The sequence below is a fragment of the Bradyrhizobium sp. SZCCHNS1050 genome, from assembly GCF_032484785.1.
Lineage (GTDB): Bacteria > Pseudomonadota > Alphaproteobacteria > Rhizobiales > Xanthobacteraceae > Bradyrhizobium.
In genome coordinates, this window is record NZ_JAUETR010000001.1 from 2,568,202 (window position 1) to 2,585,717 (window position 17,516).

Below are 17,516 nucleotides of genomic sequence, written 5' to 3' on the forward strand. Positions count from 1 at the left end.
TCACATCGGCTGTGCCGTCCGCGGGACGACCGCGAATTGCGACACGTACCAGGCGCTGTACCAGCGCAGCAGCCACGGGATCGGAATGATCACCGAGCAGCCGAGCACGAACGCGAAGGTGCGCCACAACACCTGCAGGCCCGAGCCGGTGAACACGACCTCGCGCCGCGTCCCCTGGATGTTGCGGCAGACCCAGCGCATCCAGGCGGTCAGCACCCAGGCCCAGCCGATGACGGTGATACCCGACACGATCATCAGCAGGTACCAGCCGGCATAGACGACGGGGCTGCCTTCGAAATGGATCGGCAACCGCTCGCCATTCGAAGCGAGGTTGCTCAGCAGCCAGCGCAGCACCAGCCAGCCCAGGAACGCCGGGGCAACCAGCGAGATCAGGTTGAGGATCGGCCGGTCGCTGAGGCCGACATAGGCCAGCACGCCCATCGCGATGAAGACGTACCAGATGTCGAGCGGCTGGCCGGTGAAGGTGAGGTTCGGCCGGCCGGGCACCCGCATCCGCTCGATCACGTAGCGGTAGAGATAGACAGCGGTCCAGGGCGTGATCACCACCAGGAACTGGCCGACGACATACAGCAGCGTCCAGCCGAGATAGGACCAGGTGTCGAGCTTGACCGAGAGCGCGCCGCCCGACGCAGGCACGCCGGCCTCGAACGCGGGCGGGACGCCGGGGGAGATGCTCGGCACGCCCGACATCAGGCCGGGAATGCGCCCGGCCTTCTCCCAGCCGGCCATGCCGTCGCTCCACAGCAGCGTCTCGGCCGTGACGACACCCCGGGCGATCAGGTCGCGCAGTTCGTCTTCCGAAATGGGGCCCTGTTGCTGGCCTTGCGCCGCGTAATACCAGGAACGATTCGACATGGGATGTCCTTGAATGGAGGATGGCAGGAAAACGTCTTCAGTCTGTCGGGCGATGTCGCGTTCCGTTCAGTGATATCCGTCACTCCTTGACGTTTTCGCTTAACGCTGCGCTGATTTTGTGCCATTTGCCTAGGAACAGGCCAAAATGGCCATCCCAAGCCTGCCTCCGAAACAGGCTGCTCCTACCTGAGGAAACCAGGGCCCGCCCATGAAGCTCGTCGTCGCGATCATCAAACCCTTCAAGCTCGACGAGGTGCGCCAAGCCCTCACCGCGATCGGCGTCCACGGCATGACCGTCACCGAGGTCAAGGGCTACGGTCGCCAGAAGGGCCATACCGAGATCTACCGGGGCGCCGAATATATCGTGAACTTCCTGCCCAAGCTGCGCATCGAGATCGCGGTCAACTCGGACATCGCCGAGAAGGCGGTCGAGGTGATCACGACGCACGCGCGCACCGGCCAGATCGGCGACGGCAAGATCTTCGTGACGCCGATCGATCATGCCCGCCGCATCCGCACCGGCGAAACCGACACCGACGCACTCTAAGCCCGTCAAGCAGCCGCAACGGCTGCACGCCCGCCGCAACGGCGCGGCGGACTGCAAAATCCTAACATCTGACATGCCGGGGGGACTGTCATGGAGACCAGCGCGTCTCGTAGCCTGCGCGCGTCTGCAGCATTGGCTGCAGCGGGAGCGATTGCCTTCACCACGCCAGCAGCGGCCGCAGCGCCGTCCACGATCGAACCGGCCGACACCGCCTGGATGATCGTCGCCACCGCTTTGGTGCTGATGATGACCATTCCGGGTCTGGCGCTGTTCTACTCGGGCATGGTGCGCAAGAAGAACGTACTGGCGACGATGGCGCAGAGCCTCGCAGCCGTGATGCTGATCTCGATCCTGTGGGTCGCATTCGGCTACTCGCTGGCCTTCGTCGGCGACGGCACCTGGATCGGCTCGCTCGACCGCGCCTTCCTCGCCGGCATGGGCATGGACAGCGTCCATCCCGGCGCCAAGACGATCCCCGAGTCGCTGTTCATGCTGTACCAGATGACGTTCGCGATCATCACGGTGGCGCTGGTGGCGGGCTCGGTCGCCGACCGCATGCGCTTCTCCGCCTACCTCCTGTTCAGCATCGCATGGTTCATCTTCGTCTATGTGCCACTGGCGCATTGGATCTGGGGCGGCGGCTTTCTCGCTCAGGCCGGCGTGGTCGACTTCGCCGGCGGTCTCGTCGTGCATCTCTCCGCGGGCACCGCGGGATTGGTCGCCGCGCTGGTGATGGGACGGCGCCAGGGCTACGGCAGTGAGAACCTCTCGCCGTTCGACCTGTCGCTCGCGGTGGTCGGCACCGGCCTGCTCTGGGTCGGCTGGTTCGGCTTCAATGGCGGCTCGGCGCTCGGGGCGAATGCGCATGCGGTGATGGCGATCCTGACGACGCATCTGGCCGCCTGCGCCGGCGCCGTCACCTGGGGCGCGCTGGAATGGTCGACGCGGCGCAAGCCGTCTGTGCTCGGCATGATCTCGGGCGCGGTGGCCGGCCTCGGCACCATCACGCCCGCGTCCGGCTTCGTCGCCCCCTGGCATGGGCTGGTGATCGGCGCGCTCGCTGGTATCATCTGCTACTGGGCCTGCACCTCGCTGAAGCACCGCTTCAACTATGACGATTCGCTCGACGTGTTCGGCGTCCACGGCGTCGGCGGCCTCACCGGCACCGTGCTGGCCGGCGTGTTCGCGACCGCCGCGATCGGCGGCACGGCGGGGCTGATCGAGGGCAACCCGAAGCAGCTTGCGGCCCAGCTCTACGGCGTCGCCGTCACCCTGGTGTGGTCGGGCGGCGTCACCTGGGGGCTCCTGAAGCTGGTCAGCGCCTTCGTGCCGCTGCGGGTGTCGCGTGAGCACGAGCTGGAAGGACTCGACATCTCCCAGCATGGCGAGGCGCTGCAATAGCTGCAGCAATTGACGCCAATTGACCTGTTCGGCGCCGCAGGATTCTGCCCGCGCGCTGAGCAGCATTGTGTCTTGAGCCTGACATGCGCAACTTTTGCGCATGTCTGCCCATTCCTTGAGCGCGACGGAATAGCGCAGCCCCTGCTGCCCCTCCCGAGGGGTGAAAAGGTCAGGATTCACCGCTCGTTAGCCCTGACCAGCCGTCTGGCACGGCATTTGATTCTATCGCTCCCGGCTGTGCCCGCGTCGTGAAGATTTCTCCGCGTGGTGAACCTCAGTCGACAGGAAGCGCTCGGTAACGTCCGTGCCGGGCCCAAGCGGGGATAGGACCCATGAAAATTGTTATGGCGATCATTAAGCCATTCAAGCTCGAAGAAGTCCGGGACGCCCTGACCGCCATCGGCGTTCATGGTCTCACGGTGACGGAAGTGAAGGGGTACGGCCGTCAGAAAGGTCATACGGAAATCTACCGCGGCGCCGAATATGCGGTGAGCTTCCTGCCCAAGATCAAGATCGAGGTCGCGATCCCCTCCGACCAGGTCGACAAGACCATCGATGCGATCAGCTCGGCCGCCAAGACCGGCCAGATCGGCGACGGCAAGATCTTCGTGATCAGCCTCGACCACGCCGTGCGTATCCGCACCGGCGAAGCGGACGCTGCGGCCCTTTGATTTCGCGCTCAAACCAGAACACTTACGGAGTACAATAAAATGACGTTCAAGCGTCCAACCAGCGCGGGATGGGTTACGCTCGCAATTGCAGGGCTCTGCGTCGCAGGCCTCGTCGATGTGGCGTTCGCCGAGGACGCGCCTGCCGCCGCTGCCGCAGCCGCCCCGGTTCCCAACAAGGGCGACGTCGCCTGGATGCTCGTGTCCAGCGCGCTCGTCCTGATGATGTCCATCCCCGGCCTCGCGCTGTTCTATGGCGGCCTCGTCCGCACCAAGAACATGGCCTCGGTCCTCACCCAGGTGTTCGCCATCGTCGCCATGGTCGGCGTGGTCTGGACGCTCTACGGCTACTCGCTCGCCTTCACCGACGGCGGCAGCATGACCTCGTGGGTGGGCGGCTTCTCCAAGGCCTTCCTGCACGGCGTCGACGCCAACTCGACCGTTCCGACCTTCTCGAACGGCGTGGTGATCCCGGAGCTGGCCTACTTCGTGTTCCAGATGACCTTCGCGATGATCACCCCGGCCCTGATCGTCGGCGCCTTCGCCGAACGCATCAAGTTCTCGGCGGTGATGCTGTTCATCCTGCTCTGGGTGACCTTCATCTACTTCCCGATCGCGCACTGGGTCTGGTACATCGCCGCTCCCGATGACGTCGCTGCTGCTGCCAAGGCTCTCGCTGCCGCTGGCGACGCTGCCGCCAAGACCGCCGCCCAGGCCAAGCTCGACGAAGTCACCGGTGCTGTCGGCTGGCTCGCCGGCGCCGGCGCTCTCGACTTCGCGGGCGGCACCGTCGTTCACATCAACGCCGGCATTGCCGGTCTGGTGGGCGCGGTTCTGATCGGCAAGCGCACCGGCTACGGCAAGGAGCTGATGGCTCCGCACTCGCTGACCATGACCATGATCGGCGCCGCGCTGCTGTGGGTCGGCTGGTTCGGCTTCAATGCCGGCTCCAACCTGGAATCGAACGGCGTCACCGCCCTGGCCTTCGTCAACACCATGGTCGCGACCGCCGGTGCGGCGCTGTCCTGGCTGCTGTGCGAATGGGCCGTCAAGGGCAAGCCGTCGCTGCTCGGCATCTGCTCGGGCGCGGTCGCCGGTCTCGTCGCCGTTACCCCGGCCTCCGGTTATGCCGGTCCGATCGGCGCGCTGGTGCTCGGCCTGATCGTCTCCCCGGTCTGCCTGTTCTTCGTCTCCACCGTGAAGAACGCGCTGGGCTATGACGACGCGCTCGACGTGTTCGGCGTGCACTGCATCGGCGGCATCATCGGCGCTCTGGCCACCGGCATCCTGGTCAACCCGGCCCTGGGTGGCGTCGGCATCACCGACTACACCAACATCACCGGCAACAACGCCGGCACCTACGACTTCGCCACGCAGATGCTGGCGCAGATCAAGGCTGTCGTCGCCACGCTGGTATGGTCGGGTGTCGGCTCGGCGATCCTCTACAAGGTCGTCGACGTGATCATCGGCCTGCGCCCGACCGTGGAGCAGGAGCGCGAGGGTCTCGACATCACCGACCACGGCGAGCGCGCCTACAACTACTGAGTTCTCCCGGGACTTGGTCGTACGCGACCAGGTCCGCAACTTCGGTTCGGGCAAATACCCGGCAATGCCCTGACCGTTGAGGGGCTCCAGCGCAAGCTGGGGCCCCTTTCTTTTTGTTTGGATCGTGAGGGCCGAGCGCGCGCCAAATAGCCGATGTCGTCCCTGCGAACGCAGGGACCCATACCGCGTGATGTTTGTAAGAGGCAGGCGGCGAGTCCCGTGTAAAACAACTGAACCCTGTGGTTATGGGTCCCTGCGTTCGCAGGGACGACGGCGGAGGTTGGCGTTGGCAGCGTTGCCTTCGAGACAGAGTTGAATACGTGCGTGTTCACCCCGCGACGCATCCGCGCCCGAGCTGTGCTGAAACTATCGCCCTCCTCAAACAGAGGGCGCAGGGAAGGCCGGGCGCTGGCCGCGCCCGTGGCCCGCCAGCGAAAGAAAATGCTGGCGGCAGGCACCACAGGTCTGGCCGAACACACCCGGCCCTCCCTGCGCGATTGGTTTTAACGGCTGCTTCGCGTTCTCCCTGGTGCGCCGGGCTGTCTGGCCACCATCACGAGCGCGACACGCTGAGGGTATCGGCACCCGCTTGATATCAGCGTCGGGATATCAGGACCGCGCGACTTGACCGTGCGTGCATCGCCGTTCGTCCGCGCGATCAGCTCACGCTGCGTCGACCCACGCCCATCGCATCCCACTGCCAACGATCCGTGACGGTCGCGAAACGTCCCTCATGCGGCAGCAGGGACGTGCGGAAATGTGCAGGTGATTTGCCCGACGGTGCAATGCCGACAGCGTGCGACAAACTAACACGACGGGCAATTCGCGCATGTCGGGAATGCGGAAACTGCCCGACGGGCAACAGAGCAGGCTTTGATCCGCACAATAATAGCGCGGGGATGCCAATCCGGTTGCAGCGGCAGAAAACACAGCTTAGCGGGGTCGTGTCCCCGGAGGTGGTGTAGCTCGGTGGAGCAAAGCCGCCCGGACGCGCGCTCCCAAATAGCGCCGTAGCGGGCGGGCGGCTTTGCGGTGGTCACCGGCAGTTCTCCGGTAGGATCGGGTTGCGACACGCCAACGCAACCGAGGAACCACCGATGACCGAAGACATGATGAACCTGCGCACGCTGGTAGAGAAGACCCCAGACGCCGATCTGCTGCGCGAGATGATCGGCTTTGCGGCCCAGCGCCTGATGGAGCTGGAGGTCGAGAGCCAGACCGGGGCTGCCTATGGCGAGAAGAGCCCCGAACGTCTGGCCCAGCGCAATGGCTACCGCGACCGGATCTGGGAGACCCGCGCCGGTGCGGTGGAGCTGCGCATCCCAAAGCTGCGCAAGGGCTCCTATTTCCCCGGCTTCCTGGAGCCGCGGCGCATGGCCGAGAAGGCGCTCACCGCCGTGGTTCAGGAGGCTTACGTTCAGGGCGTCTCGACCCGTTCGGTCGACGATCTGGTGCAGGCGATGGGCATGACCGGCATCTCCAAGAGCCAGGTCAGTCGGTTGTGCGGCGAGATCGACGACAAAGTGAAGGCCTTCCTCGGCCGTCCAATCGAGGGTGACTGGCCCTATCTTTGGATCGACGCCACCTATGTGAAGGTGCGCCAGCAGGGGCGCATCGTCTCCGTCGCGGTGATCGTTGCAGTCGGCGTCAACAGCGACGGCCGGCGCGAGGTTCTCGGCATGGACATCGGGCCGTCCGAGGCCGAGACGTTCTGGACCGCCTTCCTGCGCAAGCTGGCCCGCCGCGGCTTGCGCGGCGTCAAGCTGGTGGTGTCCGACGCCCACGAGGGCATCAAGGCCACCGTGACCAAGGTGCTCAACGCCAGCTGGCAACGCTGCCGCGTCCACTTCATGCGGAACGTGCTGGCTCATGCCGGCAAGAGCGGACGGCGCGTGGTCTCCGCCTTCATCGCCACGGCCTTTGCCCAGGACGATGCCGAGGCCGCTCGCACCCAATGGCGCAAGGTCGCCGATCAGCTCCGTCCCAAGCTGCCCAAGCTTGCCGGCTTCCTCGACGAGGCCGAGACCGACGTGCTTGCCTACATGACGTTCCCGCCGCAGCATCGGACCAAGTTGCACTCCACCAATCCGATCGAACGCCTCAACGGCGAGATCAAACGGCGCACCGAGGTGGTCGGCATCTTCCCCAATGAGGACGCTATCGTCCGCCTCATCGGAGCTGTCCTGCTCGAACAGAACGATGAATGGGCGGTCCAACGCGCCCGCTACATGACGCTGGAAACCATCGCGCCATTGAGCGATGATCCGAACGTCAGCCTCACGGCTATCGCCAGCTGACAGGCCCGGCTCCAGCCGGCGAACGCGGTGGGCCGCCAGCTACACCACGCTTGGGGACACGATCCTTAGCGGTACTGTTCGCTGGCTCCGGCTGATCTTAAGAATTGGAACCCGGCCGTAACAGCGATCGCCGCTGCAGCCGGCACATGGGGGATCAGGATGAAGCATCGCTGTCGGTACGTAGTCGTCGCCTCCGCCATTTGGCTCACCGCCGCAACGCCGCCATCGGCAAGAGCCCAAGCGACATCACAGGAGTCCTTGGCGGCCGCGAAAGAGCTGGTCTCCGTGATGCATATGAATGACCAGGCGACAGCCCTGTTGCCGATCATTCTGAAGAACCTGAGACCGACGATCGTCCAGGGGCGCGCCGAGGTCGCTCTGCAATATGATGCGTTGATCCCGAAGTTCACCCAGGCCTTTCAGGGCAGGGTTTCCGAATTCTCGGATGCGATCGCGGTCGTCTATGCCAGGAACTTCTCGGCGGACGACCTCAGGACCATGGCTGAGTTCTACAGGACCCCGACAGGTCAACGAGTCCTGCAGAAGCTGCCGTCCGTCACCCAGGAGTCGAGCATTGCCGGGCAGAAATTTGGTCAAGCTCTCGGCGAAGAGATCAGGAAGCAGATGGTCGATGAACTGAGGAAGAAAGGTCTCGATCTTTGATCCGAACTCCCGATCGTCATGCAGCGGCGCTGCCCTGCGACATAACCGGCGCGACGGGCAATTTCCGTATGACAGGCTTGTGGTCCGTCCCGCCTCGCCATCCCCGGGAAGCCGAACCGAGACGTCCACGGTCATGCCCCCGATGCCGGGCACGACACCGGATTGCAGGCTCAAACCTTGCCGCGGGCCGATAGTCCGGCGAACGACAACGCAAGTCGATGGTCAGCTCATGCGCCTTCGAACTTGAACGACACGTTGAGCTTGGCTCGATAGGCTTCCACCTTCCCCTTCGCGTCGAGCTGCATATCGAGCTGGACCACTTCTGCGACACGCAGGTCTCGGAGTGTCTTCGCCGCCTGCTCGACAGCGTTGGTAGCTGCCCTTTCCCAAGATTCGCTGCTGGTACCGATCAGCTCGATGACTTTGTAGACGCTGTCAGACATGTCGGTCTCCTGTTCGGTATGGAGCAGGAAGCAGGTGCTCCCTGCCACAACTGAACGTAGCATCATCGCGCGGCGCCTGAAAGGACGCAGCCTACCCATGGCAGCCGCAGGTCCGGAGCTACCACGAGTAGCGCTAACGCCTTGCGCGTCTCACAAGCCCTTGCGCCCCTACACGCCGCCCAGCTTGCAGACGTGCTTCCATTCCGCAGGCGTGACCGGCTGCACCGACAGCCGCGACTGCTTCACCAGCGCCATCTCGCTCAGCATCTTGTCGGCCTTGATCGCGGCGAGCGTCACCGGGGTCTTGAAGGGCTTGTGCGCCTTGATGTCGACGCAGACGAACTTGCCGGTCTTGTCGGTCGGATCAGGATAGGCTTCCTTGATGATCTCGGCGATGCCGACGATCTCCTTGCCCTCGTTGGAATGATAATAGAAGGCGAGGTCGCCCTTCTTCATCGCCACCAGGTTCTGCCGCGCCGTGTAGTTGCGCACGCCGGTCCAGGCCTCCCCGTTCGCGCCCTTCGCCACCTGCTGGTCCCACGACCATACCGAGGGTTCGGATTTCACCAGCCAGTAGTTCATGATGGTCGTCTCTTTCCACTCGTCCTGGCCAGGCAAAAGCGCGAAGCGCTGGGAGGTCCCGGCCATCCACGTCGCACTGCTCGGCGCATTATCCAAGACATGGATGCCCGCGACAAGCGCGGGCATGACGGCGGAGAGAGCGTCGTGCTGGATGACGTCGGTCGCGCGGCGGCCCTCACTCCTCCGCCTTGAATGGGCGCATCATCAGCGCCTCGATCGCGGCATCGATCGTCACGGTGCCGGCGAGAATGGCGGCGACCGCCTGCGCCACCGGCATCTCGACGCCGCGCGAGGTGGCGAGTTCGACCAGCACGGGCGCGGTGTATTGTCCCTCGGCGAGCTTGCCTGCGGGCAGCGGCTCGCCGCGGCCGAGCGCGAGGCCGGCGGCGAAGTTGCGCGATTGCGGACCGGCGCAGGTGAGGATCAGGTCGCCGAGGCCGGACAGGCCGGTCAAGGTCTCGCTGCGCGCGCCATAGGCGCGGCCGAGCCGCACCAACTCGGCGAAGCCGCGCGTGGTCAGCGCCGCCAGCGCCGAGGCGCCGAGATTGCGGCCGGCAACGATGCCGGCGGCGATCGCCAGCACGTTCTTGGCGGCGCCGCCGATCTCGACGCCGCGCACGTCGGTCGAATGATAGGGCCGGAAGGTCGGCGAACCCAGCGCATGGACGAGGTCGGCCGCGAGCGCCTCGTCGGGCGCGGCGAGCGTCACCGCGGTCGGCAGCCCTCGCGCGACGTCGTCGGCGAAGCTCGGGCCGGACAGGATCACCGGGATCGCGTTCGGCGCGGCCTCCGCGATCACCTCGGTCATGAATTTATGGGTGCCGTGCTCGATGCCCTTGGCGCAGGCGACGAGCGGCGTGCCCGGACGGAGCAGCGGGGCGAGATGCATGACCGCACCGCGCAGATGCTGGGCGGGGACAACGATGAGAACGGCGTCGGCGCGGGCGGCCTCGGCGAGATCGGCAGTCACGGCGATGCTGGGGGCGAGCGGAATGCCGGGCAGTCGCGGGTTTTCGCGGGCAGCAGAGATGCGCGCGGCGTGGTGGCTGTCGCGCGCGTAGAGCGTGACCTCACGGCCGGCACGCGCGGCGACGGCGGCGAGCGCCGTGCCCCACGCACCGGCGCCGACGATGGAGATCGTTTGGAAACGAGTCATTCGCCGCGGATTCGGCTGCGCTCCCTCCCCCCTTGCGGGGGAGGGTTGGGGAGGGGGGTGCCACGAGCGAGAATTTTTATGGAGCCACCCCCACCCCCGACCCCTCCCCGCAAGGGGGAGGGGAGCGCACCGCGTATGGTGCAGGAGCTTGCCACATCACTGCCGAGGGCGATCCAGCCGCTTCGTGCAGGATGAAAAAGCAATTCCATCACCCTCAAAACCCCGCCCGCGTATTCGCGAACTTGCCCGGCACGCTGGCATTGGCATCCAGCAGCCAGCGCGCGCGCGGCGCGGCGTCCATGCCGTCCACCATCCCTAGCGCCAACCGCTCCAGCCCGGCCCAGGCGATCATCGCGCCATTGTCGGTGCACAGCGCCGGCGGCGGCATGATCAGGCGGGTGCCGGCCTGCTGCGCGACATCGTCGAGTGCGCCGCGGATCGCCTGGTTGGCGGCGACACCGCCGGCGGCCACCAGCGCGGTCGGCGCGCCGAAACGCTGCTTGAACAGATCGAGGCCAACGCGCAGGCGGTCGGCGGTCGAGTCCAGCACCGCGGCCTGGAAGCTGGCGCAGAGGTCGGCGATGTCCTGCTCGCTCACCTTGCCGAGCCGGCCGATCTCGTTACGCACGGCGGTCTTCAGCCCGGACAGCGAGAAATTGGCATCGCTGCGGCCCTGCATCGGACGCGGGAAGGCAAAGCGCTGACCGTCGCCGTTGCGCGCGGCCTGCTCGACCTGTGGTCCGCCCGGATAGGGCAGACCCAGCATCTTCGCGACCTTGTCGAACGCCTCGCCCATCGCGTCGTCGACGGTGGTGCCGAGCCTGACATAATCGCCGACGCCGGCGACCGCGACGATCTGGGTGTGGCCGCCGGAGGCCAGGAACAGGCAATAGGGGAAGTCGATTGCATCGGTGAGGCGCGGCGTCAGCGCATGCGCCTCGAGATGGTTGACCGCGATCAGCGGCGTGTCGTGCACCATCGCGATCGCCTTGGCGGTGGTGAGGCCGACGATGACGCCGCCGATCAGGCCCGGCCCGGCCGCCGCCGCGACGCCGCCGAGCGCGGCATAGTCGATGCCGGCCTCGCGCATCGCCGCGTCGATGAGATGGTCGAGCATGTCGACATGGGCGCGCGCGGCGATCTCGGGAACCACGCCGCCATAGATGGCATGCTCGTCGGTCTGCGAGCGCACAACATTGGAAAGGATCTGCCCCTTGCCGCCCGAATCACGCGCCACCACCGCCGCGGCGGTCTCGTCGCAGGTGGTTTCGATGCCCAGCACGAGCGTTTGCGATTCGTTACCCAATCTCAACCCTTTTGGTCATTATGAGTGCGCAGAACCGCCTAACACCACGAGGTCGCCAGGTGCAATCGTCCGTCCGTTGCAGCCCGGCCGATCCGTGTTCGACGGGAGCATAGCACATGGCCGTGCTGGTGACCCGTCCCGCCCCTGACAATGAACGCACCGCGAGCGCCCTGCGCGCGCGTGGCTTCGAGGTGCTGCTGGCGCCGATGCTGCGCTTCGAGCCGGTCGCGCTGCCGCCGGACGTCGGCGGCGATGCCGCCGGACTCATCGTAACGTCATCGAACGCGCTGCGCGCGGCGGCGCCGCAGCTCAGGGCGTCCGCCTTGCTGCGCCTGCCGCTGTTCGCGGTCGGCGACCGGACGGCCGCAGCCGCACGCGAGGCCGGCTTCACGCAGGTGATCTCGGCCGCGGCCGATGCGACCGCGTTGCGCGACCTGATCGCAGACAGCGGCGTCATCGAGGCCGGGGCCACCCTGCTCTATCTCGCCGGCGCCGACATCTCGCGCGACCTCGCCTCCGAGCTCGCCGAGCGCGGCTTCGATGTGATCACCCAGACCGTCTATCGCATGGCGCAGGTGACCACCCTGCCGCGCGAAGTCTGCGACGCCTTCGCAGCCAACCGGATCGAGGCGGTGCTGCATTATTCGCGGCGGAGCGCGGTTGCGTTCGTGGCGGCCATCCGCGCCGACGGCGTCGAAATCTCGGCGCTGGCGGTGCCGCATGGCTGCCTGTCGGCCAATGTCGCCGAGGTGCTGCGCGAGGCCGGCGCCACCCAGGTCACAATCGCGGCGCATCCGGATGAAAACGACATGCTGGAGGGCCTGACCCGTGCGCTACGGTCGTGAATGGCGTAAGAGGGCCTGCTCAATCTTGCCTCAGCCAGGGAACTTCCACCATGGTCGATGAACCCGACACCGCTGCACCGGCCTCCGACACCGGGCGGCCGAAACGGCCACCGCCGACCATCGATTTGGAGCCGACCTCGCGCGAGGAGCGCCCGTCGGCCAGCGAGAGCGCGGCCGAGCGGCCGACCACGTCGCCCTGGTCGGCCCCGGCCGAAGCCTTGGCCGAGGGGTCGTCGGGCGCGGCGAGCCAGTCGCATCCGCATGGCGCCGGTGACGCCGAACCGGAATCGGCCGCCAGCGAGACGCCCGAGGAGACGGTCGCCGCGGCCGAGCCGCCGCACGCCGAGCTTCCTCCACCCCCGCCGCCGCGTCCGGTGTCGCCCTGGATCATCGCACCGTTCTCCGGCGCGGCCGCGGCCGCGCTGGTGATCGGCGTCGGCTGGATGCTCGGCTGGCCGCCCGTGCAGCCGCCCTCGGCGATCTCGCCGCAGTCCGCCGCTATCGACGAGCTCACCTCCCGCGTCGCCGGGCTGGAGCAGCGCGTCGGCAAGCCGGACGGCGCCGTGACCGGCCGGCTCGATGCCGCCGACAAGACGATTGCAGCGCTGCGCAACGACGTCGCCGGCCTGCGCGCGCAGGCCGACAAGACCGTGGCAGCCCTCAACGATGTCCGGGCGCAGCCGCGCGACGGCTCCGCGCCGGCGCCCGCACCCGAGCCGATCGATCTCTCCGGCCTGACGGCGCGCATCGACGCGCTGGAGCGGGCGAGCAAGAGCCAGAGCGCGGCGCTGGCACAGGAGCGCGCCAAGCTCTCAGAGGCGGCCAAGCCGGCCGACGATGCGCCGCTGCGCCGCGTGGTCGCCGCGACCCTGCTCGACGTCGCCGTGCGTCACGGCGATCCCTATGGAGCGGCGCTGACCACCGCCAGATCGCTGGCGCCCGACGCGGCCGCGCTGAAGCCGCTGGAGGCATTCGCCACGACCGGCGTGCCGAGCCCCGCGGCACTGAGCCGCGAGCTGCTCACCATCGTGCCGAAGCTCTCGCCGCCGGCGCCCGAGAGCACCACGGGGACTTCGATCCTCAGCAAGCTCTCGGCCGGCGCCTCGAGCCTGGTCAAGGTCGAACGTACCGACGGCGCCGGCACCGATCGCGGCGCGGTCGTGGCACGGATCACCGCGGCGGCGCTGCGCAACGATTTCGCCGAGGCCCGCCGCGAGCTGAAGGGTCTCTCGCCGGAGGATCGCGCCCCCGCCAATGATTGGCTCGCACGCGCCGATGCCCGCGACGCCGCGCTGTCGACCGCCCGCAAATTCGCCGACGACGCGATGACCGCGCTCGCCAAACCCGCGCAATAGGACGCCCAAGGACGCACATGTTCCGGATCGTCATTTTCCTCATCCTGGTCGGGCTCGCCGCTGCGGGCTCGGCCTGGGTCGCCGAGCAGACCGGCGACGTCGTCTTGAATTGGGGCCCGTGGCGGATCGCCATGACCTTGCCGGTGTTCGTGCTCGCGCTCGGCCTGACCATCGCGGCCTGCGTGCTGGTCTGGAACCTGATCAGCGCACTGCTGCGGGCGCCCGGCCGCATCCGCAAGGCGCATCGCGCCCGCCGGCATCAGCGCGGCCGCCACGCCATCACCCACGGCCTGCTGGCGATCGGCCAGGGCGATTCGACGGCGGCGCGGCAGCACGCCGACACCGCCAAGCGGCTGGCCGGCGATGATCCGCTGACGCTGCTCCTGCACGCCCAGGCGGCGCAGCTCGAAGGCGACCGCGACGGCGCCCGGCGCGCCTTCCGCGCCATGGCCGAGCGCCACGACACCCGCCTGCTCGGCTTGCGCGGCCTGTTCATCGAGGCGCAGCGCGCCGACGACGCCTATGCCGCGGTGATGATCGCCGACGAAGCGCTCAGGCTGGCGCCCAACGCCACCTGGGCCTCGCATGCCGTGCTCGGCTTCCGCTGCGCCGAGGCCGACTGGGACGGAGCGCTTTCGATCCTCGACGGCAACTACACCGCCGGCATGATCGACAAGCCGACCTACCGCCGTCAGCGCGGCGTGCTGCTGACGGCGCGCGCGCTGGCGCTGGAGACCGGGGATCGCGACCTGTCGCGCTCGAGCGCGATGGAGGCGGTGAAGCTGGCGCCGACACTGGTGCCGGCCGCGGTGCTGGCGGCGAAGTTCGAGAGCGAGGCGCACCAGGTGCGGCGCGCGATGAAGATCATCGAGGCGGCCTGGGCGGCGTGTCCGCATCCGGATCTCGCCGATGCCTACGCCCATGTGCGGCTCGGCGATTCGGCCACGCAGCGGCTGGCGCGGGTGGAGAACCTGGCCGCGCGGACGCCCGGCCATGTCGAAGGCGCGCTGGCGGTGGCGCGCGCGGCGATCGACGCCGCCGAATTCGGCCGCGCCCGCGAGGCGCTGGCGCCGTTCACGGAGGATCCGACCCAGCGCGTGGCGATGCTGATGGCCGAGCTGGAGCGCACCGAGCATGGCGACGCCGGCAAGGCGCGCGAATGGGCGCTGCGCGCGGTGCGCGCCCGCCACGACCCGGCCTGGACCGCGGACGGCTATGTCAGCGATCGCTGGCAGCCGATCTCGCCGGTCACCGGCCGGCTCGACGCCTTCCAATGGCAGACGCCGGTGGCGAGCCTGCCCTCGGAGCGCAGCAGCGTGATCGAAAGCTCGGCCTTCGCCGAAGCCGTGCTGGCGCCGCCGGCCCGGCCCACCGTGGCCGAAGCCGCGGTCGAGCCGCCGCGCGAGGCCGTGGTGATCACTCCGGCGCTGCAGGACAACGAGCCGCCGCGGCCGGTGGTCGCGGCCGATCCCGAGCAGGCCGAACAACCGGCCGAGGCCGTGGACAAGCCTGTCGACAAGCCGGTGGATATCCCTGTGGACATGGCTGAGGATAGCCGGTTGATCGAGGCCGTCGCCGCCGAGCCGGCGCCGCCGTTGCAGGCCGCGGGTCCCGTCGAGGCCGAATCGGAGCCGGAGACGGAGGCCGAGCCGAACGCGGTCGCCGCCAAGCCGGCCGAGACGGCGGCAGCCGCGCCGACGCCGCTGTTCCGCACCCGCAACGATCTCGCCCGGCCGGCGGAGACGCCGATCCAGGCGATCGTGCCGATCATGCGGCCGCCGGACGATCCCGGTGTCGATGACGATGACCAGCCCCGCGACGAGTTCGCCGAGCAGATCGCGCCCAAGGCCCAGGCCGGCGGCTGGCGCGGGTTCTGGTCGCGGTTCGGCGGCTGAGGACCGTCAGGCCCTCCCGCCGTCCCGGTCACAACGGTTCGTTTCGGAGCCGCGGCCGCGCGCGTTGTCCTTGCCAACGGGCCGTCCGCCCGATATCAGGAGCGCGTCCGCGTCGTCCGGCCTCGTGCCGGGCGCTCGCCGCTATGGTTCGCCGCAATAGCTCAGCTGGTAGAGCACGTCATTCGTAATGACGGGGTCGGGGGTTCGAGTCCCTCTTGCGGCACCACCCCCCTTCCGCAGCCGTCCTCCCTCGTTCGTTTCTCGCCGACAAGGTACTGAAAACAAAACATTTTCGGTCATTCGTGGCCGTCACGGTTTGTTCTCGTTCGTTGACAGCCGATGAAATTGTTGGCCTCCTTGTTGGCCTTTCGGGCGATGTAGCTTTGAAAAGGCCAACAGTTGGTGCGTGGCATGGCGAGTGGAAAACTTACGGACGCTGCCGTTAGGAACGCCAAGGCTAGTGGGCGGCTAGTGAAGCTCTCGGACGGGGGCGGCCTGCAACTGTGGCTTACGCCAAGCGGTGGCAAACTCTGGAATTTCGCGTATCGGTTCGGCAGCAAGCAGAAGAAGCTCGCCCTTGGCGAATACGGCAAGGCCCCGGCCGGTGTGCCACTGGAAGCTGCCAGAAGGCTAAGGGACGAAGCTGCGGGCCTCTTGCGGGACGGCATCGATCCCGCCATCCGGAAGCGCCAGGTGAAGGCGGCGCGCGCCGAGGCTCAGGCCAACACGTTCAGTGTTCTGGCCGATGAGCTGCTTGCCAAGAAGAAGCGGGAGGGCGTTGCGACTGCGACCGCTGGCAAGCTGGAATGGCTGCTCGGCCTGGCCAAGGCCGATCTGGGACCGCTGCCGATCGGCGACGTCTCCGCTGGCGAAGTCTTGCGGGTGCTGCAACCACTGGAAGCGGCCGGCAAGCTCGAAACGGCAAAGCGCCTGCGGGCGGTCATTGGTGCCGTATTTCGATATGCTGTCACGACCGCCCGTGCCAATGCGGACCCGACCCAAGCGCTGCGCGGCGCAATCGCAGCTCCAAAACCGAAGCACCGGGCGGCGATTATCGAGCCTGTCGCGTTCGGCGGCTTGCTGCGGGCGATTGACGGCTTTCAGGGCCAGCCAACGACGAAGGCCGCGCTGCAACTGATCGCCCTGCTAGCGCCGCGGCCGGGCGAGCTGCGCCACGCGACATGGGCTGAGTTTGATCTGGACGCTGCCGTGTGGAACATCCCCGCCGAGCGGACGAAGATGCGCAGACCTCACCGCGTCCCGCTTCCAGCGCAGGCTACCGCCATTTTGCGGGATCTGCATCCGATCACAGGGCGAGGCGTGGCCGGGCTTGTCTTCCCGGGCCTGCGTTCGGTGACGCGGCCGATCAGCGAAAACACGCTGTGTGCGGCGCTGCGCCGTCTCGGCTATTCGAACGACGAGATGGTCGCTCACGGTTTCCGCTCGACCTTTTCGACCCTGGCCAACGAAAGCGGAAAGTGGAGCATCAACGCCATCGAGGCTGCGCTGGCGCATGTTGAGCCGAATGCTGTGCGCCGGGCCTACGCCCGCGGCGACTATTGGGATGAGCGTGTGAAACTGATGACGTGGTGGGCCGACTATCTCGATGCGCTGCGCCAGGGTGCGCGCATATTGCAATTCAAGGAAGCGTCAGCGTGAGCAGTGGTGGGCCTAGTACGTTAAGATCGTGTGCGGGGATAGGAAGGCTATCCGATAATCCGGTCAGCACCTCCGGGTACACATCGATTGGGGTACGACACGAGTGAGCTTATGGCGGCGGCCCTTTTGGTGAACAATGGGACGCCGGCATTTCACCAAGAACGGATCAGAAAACGCGGAGTTGGCTGCGTGGAGAAGCCCCTCTGTCAGCGCAGGACAAGCCTGTTGCTATCAGCGCAGAACTAGGACCGATTGACGGTCCAATCAGCAACGGGCCG

General features: G+C 67.2%; 15 protein-coding genes and 1 tRNA gene. 11 read left to right on the top strand and 5 right to left on the bottom strand.

Annotated elements, in window-relative coordinates:
• Positions 1-876, bottom strand: coding sequence for a DUF4339 domain-containing protein (locus QX094_RS11665; protein ID WP_315715847.1), 876 nt, complete (start codon positions 874-876; stop codon positions 1-3).
• 208 nt (positions 877-1,084) lie between these two features.
• Here QX094_RS11665 and QX094_RS11670 point away from each other — a divergent pair, with 208 nt between their 5' ends.
• The 6 genes from QX094_RS11670 to QX094_RS11695 all read left to right on the top strand — a co-directional run bounded on the left by QX094_RS11670 (position 1,085) and on the right by QX094_RS11695 (position 7,997).
• The gene (locus QX094_RS11670; RefSeq protein WP_172112996.1) at positions 1,085-1,423 is read left to right on the top strand and encodes a P-II family nitrogen regulator; all 339 of its coding nucleotides are present in this window, start codon (positions 1,085-1,087) and stop codon (positions 1,421-1,423) included.
• A gap of 90 nt (positions 1,424-1,513) precedes the next feature.
• Entirely contained in the window at positions 1,514-2,824 is a 1,311-nt protein-coding gene (locus tag QX094_RS11675; RefSeq protein WP_315715846.1) for an ammonium transporter, read from the top strand.
• A gap of 332 nt (positions 2,825-3,156) precedes the next feature.
• Complete coding sequence (locus QX094_RS11680; protein WP_006611147.1) at positions 3,157-3,495, top strand: P-II family nitrogen regulator; 339 nt, start codon at positions 3,157-3,159, stop codon at positions 3,493-3,495.
• A gap of 39 nt (positions 3,496-3,534) precedes the next feature.
• The gene (locus QX094_RS11685; RefSeq protein ID WP_315715845.1) at positions 3,535-5,037 is read left to right on the top strand and encodes an ammonium transporter; all 1,503 of its coding nucleotides are present in this window, start codon (positions 3,535-3,537) and stop codon (positions 5,035-5,037) included.
• Positions 5,038-6,134: 1,097 nt separating this feature from the next.
• The gene (locus QX094_RS11690) at positions 6,135-7,334 is read left to right on the top strand and encodes an IS256 family transposase (RefSeq protein ID WP_315714240.1); all 1,200 of its coding nucleotides are present in this window, start codon (positions 6,135-6,137) and stop codon (positions 7,332-7,334) included.
• 258 nt (positions 7,335-7,592) lie between these two features.
• Positions 7,593-7,997: a DUF2059 domain-containing protein gene (locus QX094_RS11695; RefSeq protein WP_315715844.1), complete on the top strand. Its 405-nt coding sequence runs from the start codon at positions 7,593-7,595 to the stop codon at positions 7,995-7,997.
• Positions 7,998-8,224: 227 nt separating this feature from the next.
• Here the strand turns inward: QX094_RS11695 and QX094_RS11700 are convergent, their stop codons facing one another.
• The 4 genes from QX094_RS11700 to tsaD all read right to left on the bottom strand — a co-directional run bounded on the left by QX094_RS11700 (position 8,225) and on the right by tsaD (position 11,460).
• Positions 8,225-8,440, bottom strand: a complete 216-nt coding sequence (locus tag QX094_RS11700) for a dodecin family protein (RefSeq protein WP_042340486.1) — start codon at positions 8,438-8,440, stop codon at positions 8,225-8,227.
• A 168-nt stretch (positions 8,441-8,608) separates the two neighbouring features.
• Entirely contained in the window at positions 8,609-9,022 is a 414-nt protein-coding gene (locus QX094_RS11705) for an EVE domain-containing protein (RefSeq protein WP_316173654.1), read from the bottom strand.
• Between the two features lie 175 nt (positions 9,023-9,197).
• The gene (locus tag QX094_RS11710) at positions 9,198-10,178 is read right to left on the bottom strand and encodes an NAD(P)H-dependent glycerol-3-phosphate dehydrogenase (protein ID WP_315750570.1); all 981 of its coding nucleotides are present in this window, start codon (positions 10,176-10,178) and stop codon (positions 9,198-9,200) included.
• Positions 10,179-10,392: 214 nt separating this feature from the next.
• On the bottom strand, positions 10,393-11,460 hold the full coding sequence (gene tsaD / locus QX094_RS11715) for a tRNA (adenosine(37)-N6)-threonylcarbamoyltransferase complex transferase subunit TsaD (RefSeq protein ID WP_316173421.1): 1,068 nt from the start codon (positions 11,458-11,460) through the stop codon (positions 10,393-10,395).
• Between the two features lie 140 nt (positions 11,461-11,600).
• Here tsaD and QX094_RS11720 point away from each other — a divergent pair, with 140 nt between their 5' ends.
• The 5 genes from QX094_RS11720 to QX094_RS11740 all read left to right on the top strand — a co-directional run bounded on the left by QX094_RS11720 (position 11,601) and on the right by QX094_RS11740 (position 17,238).
• Positions 11,601-12,329: a uroporphyrinogen-III synthase gene (locus QX094_RS11720; protein ID WP_315715841.1), complete on the top strand. Its 729-nt coding sequence runs from the start codon at positions 11,601-11,603 to the stop codon at positions 12,327-12,329.
• A 50-nt stretch (positions 12,330-12,379) separates the two neighbouring features.
• Positions 12,380-13,684, top strand: a complete 1,305-nt coding sequence (locus tag QX094_RS11725; RefSeq protein ID WP_316173422.1) for a hypothetical protein — start codon at positions 12,380-12,382, stop codon at positions 13,682-13,684.
• Positions 13,685-13,701: 17 nt separating this feature from the next.
• Positions 13,702-15,579, top strand: a complete 1,878-nt coding sequence (locus tag QX094_RS11730; RefSeq protein WP_316169977.1) for a heme biosynthesis protein HemY — start codon at positions 13,702-13,704, stop codon at positions 15,577-15,579.
• A gap of 150 nt (positions 15,580-15,729) precedes the next feature.
• Positions 15,730-15,805, top strand: a tRNA-Thr gene (locus QX094_RS11735).
• A 185-nt stretch (positions 15,806-15,990) separates the two neighbouring features.
• Positions 15,991-17,238 carry a tyrosine-type recombinase/integrase gene (locus QX094_RS11740; RefSeq protein ID WP_315715838.1) on the top strand — a complete coding sequence of 416 codons (1,248 nt, stop codon included), beginning with the start codon at positions 15,991-15,993 and terminating at the stop codon, positions 17,236-17,238.
• The last annotated feature ends 278 nt before the right edge of the window (positions 17,239-17,516 follow it).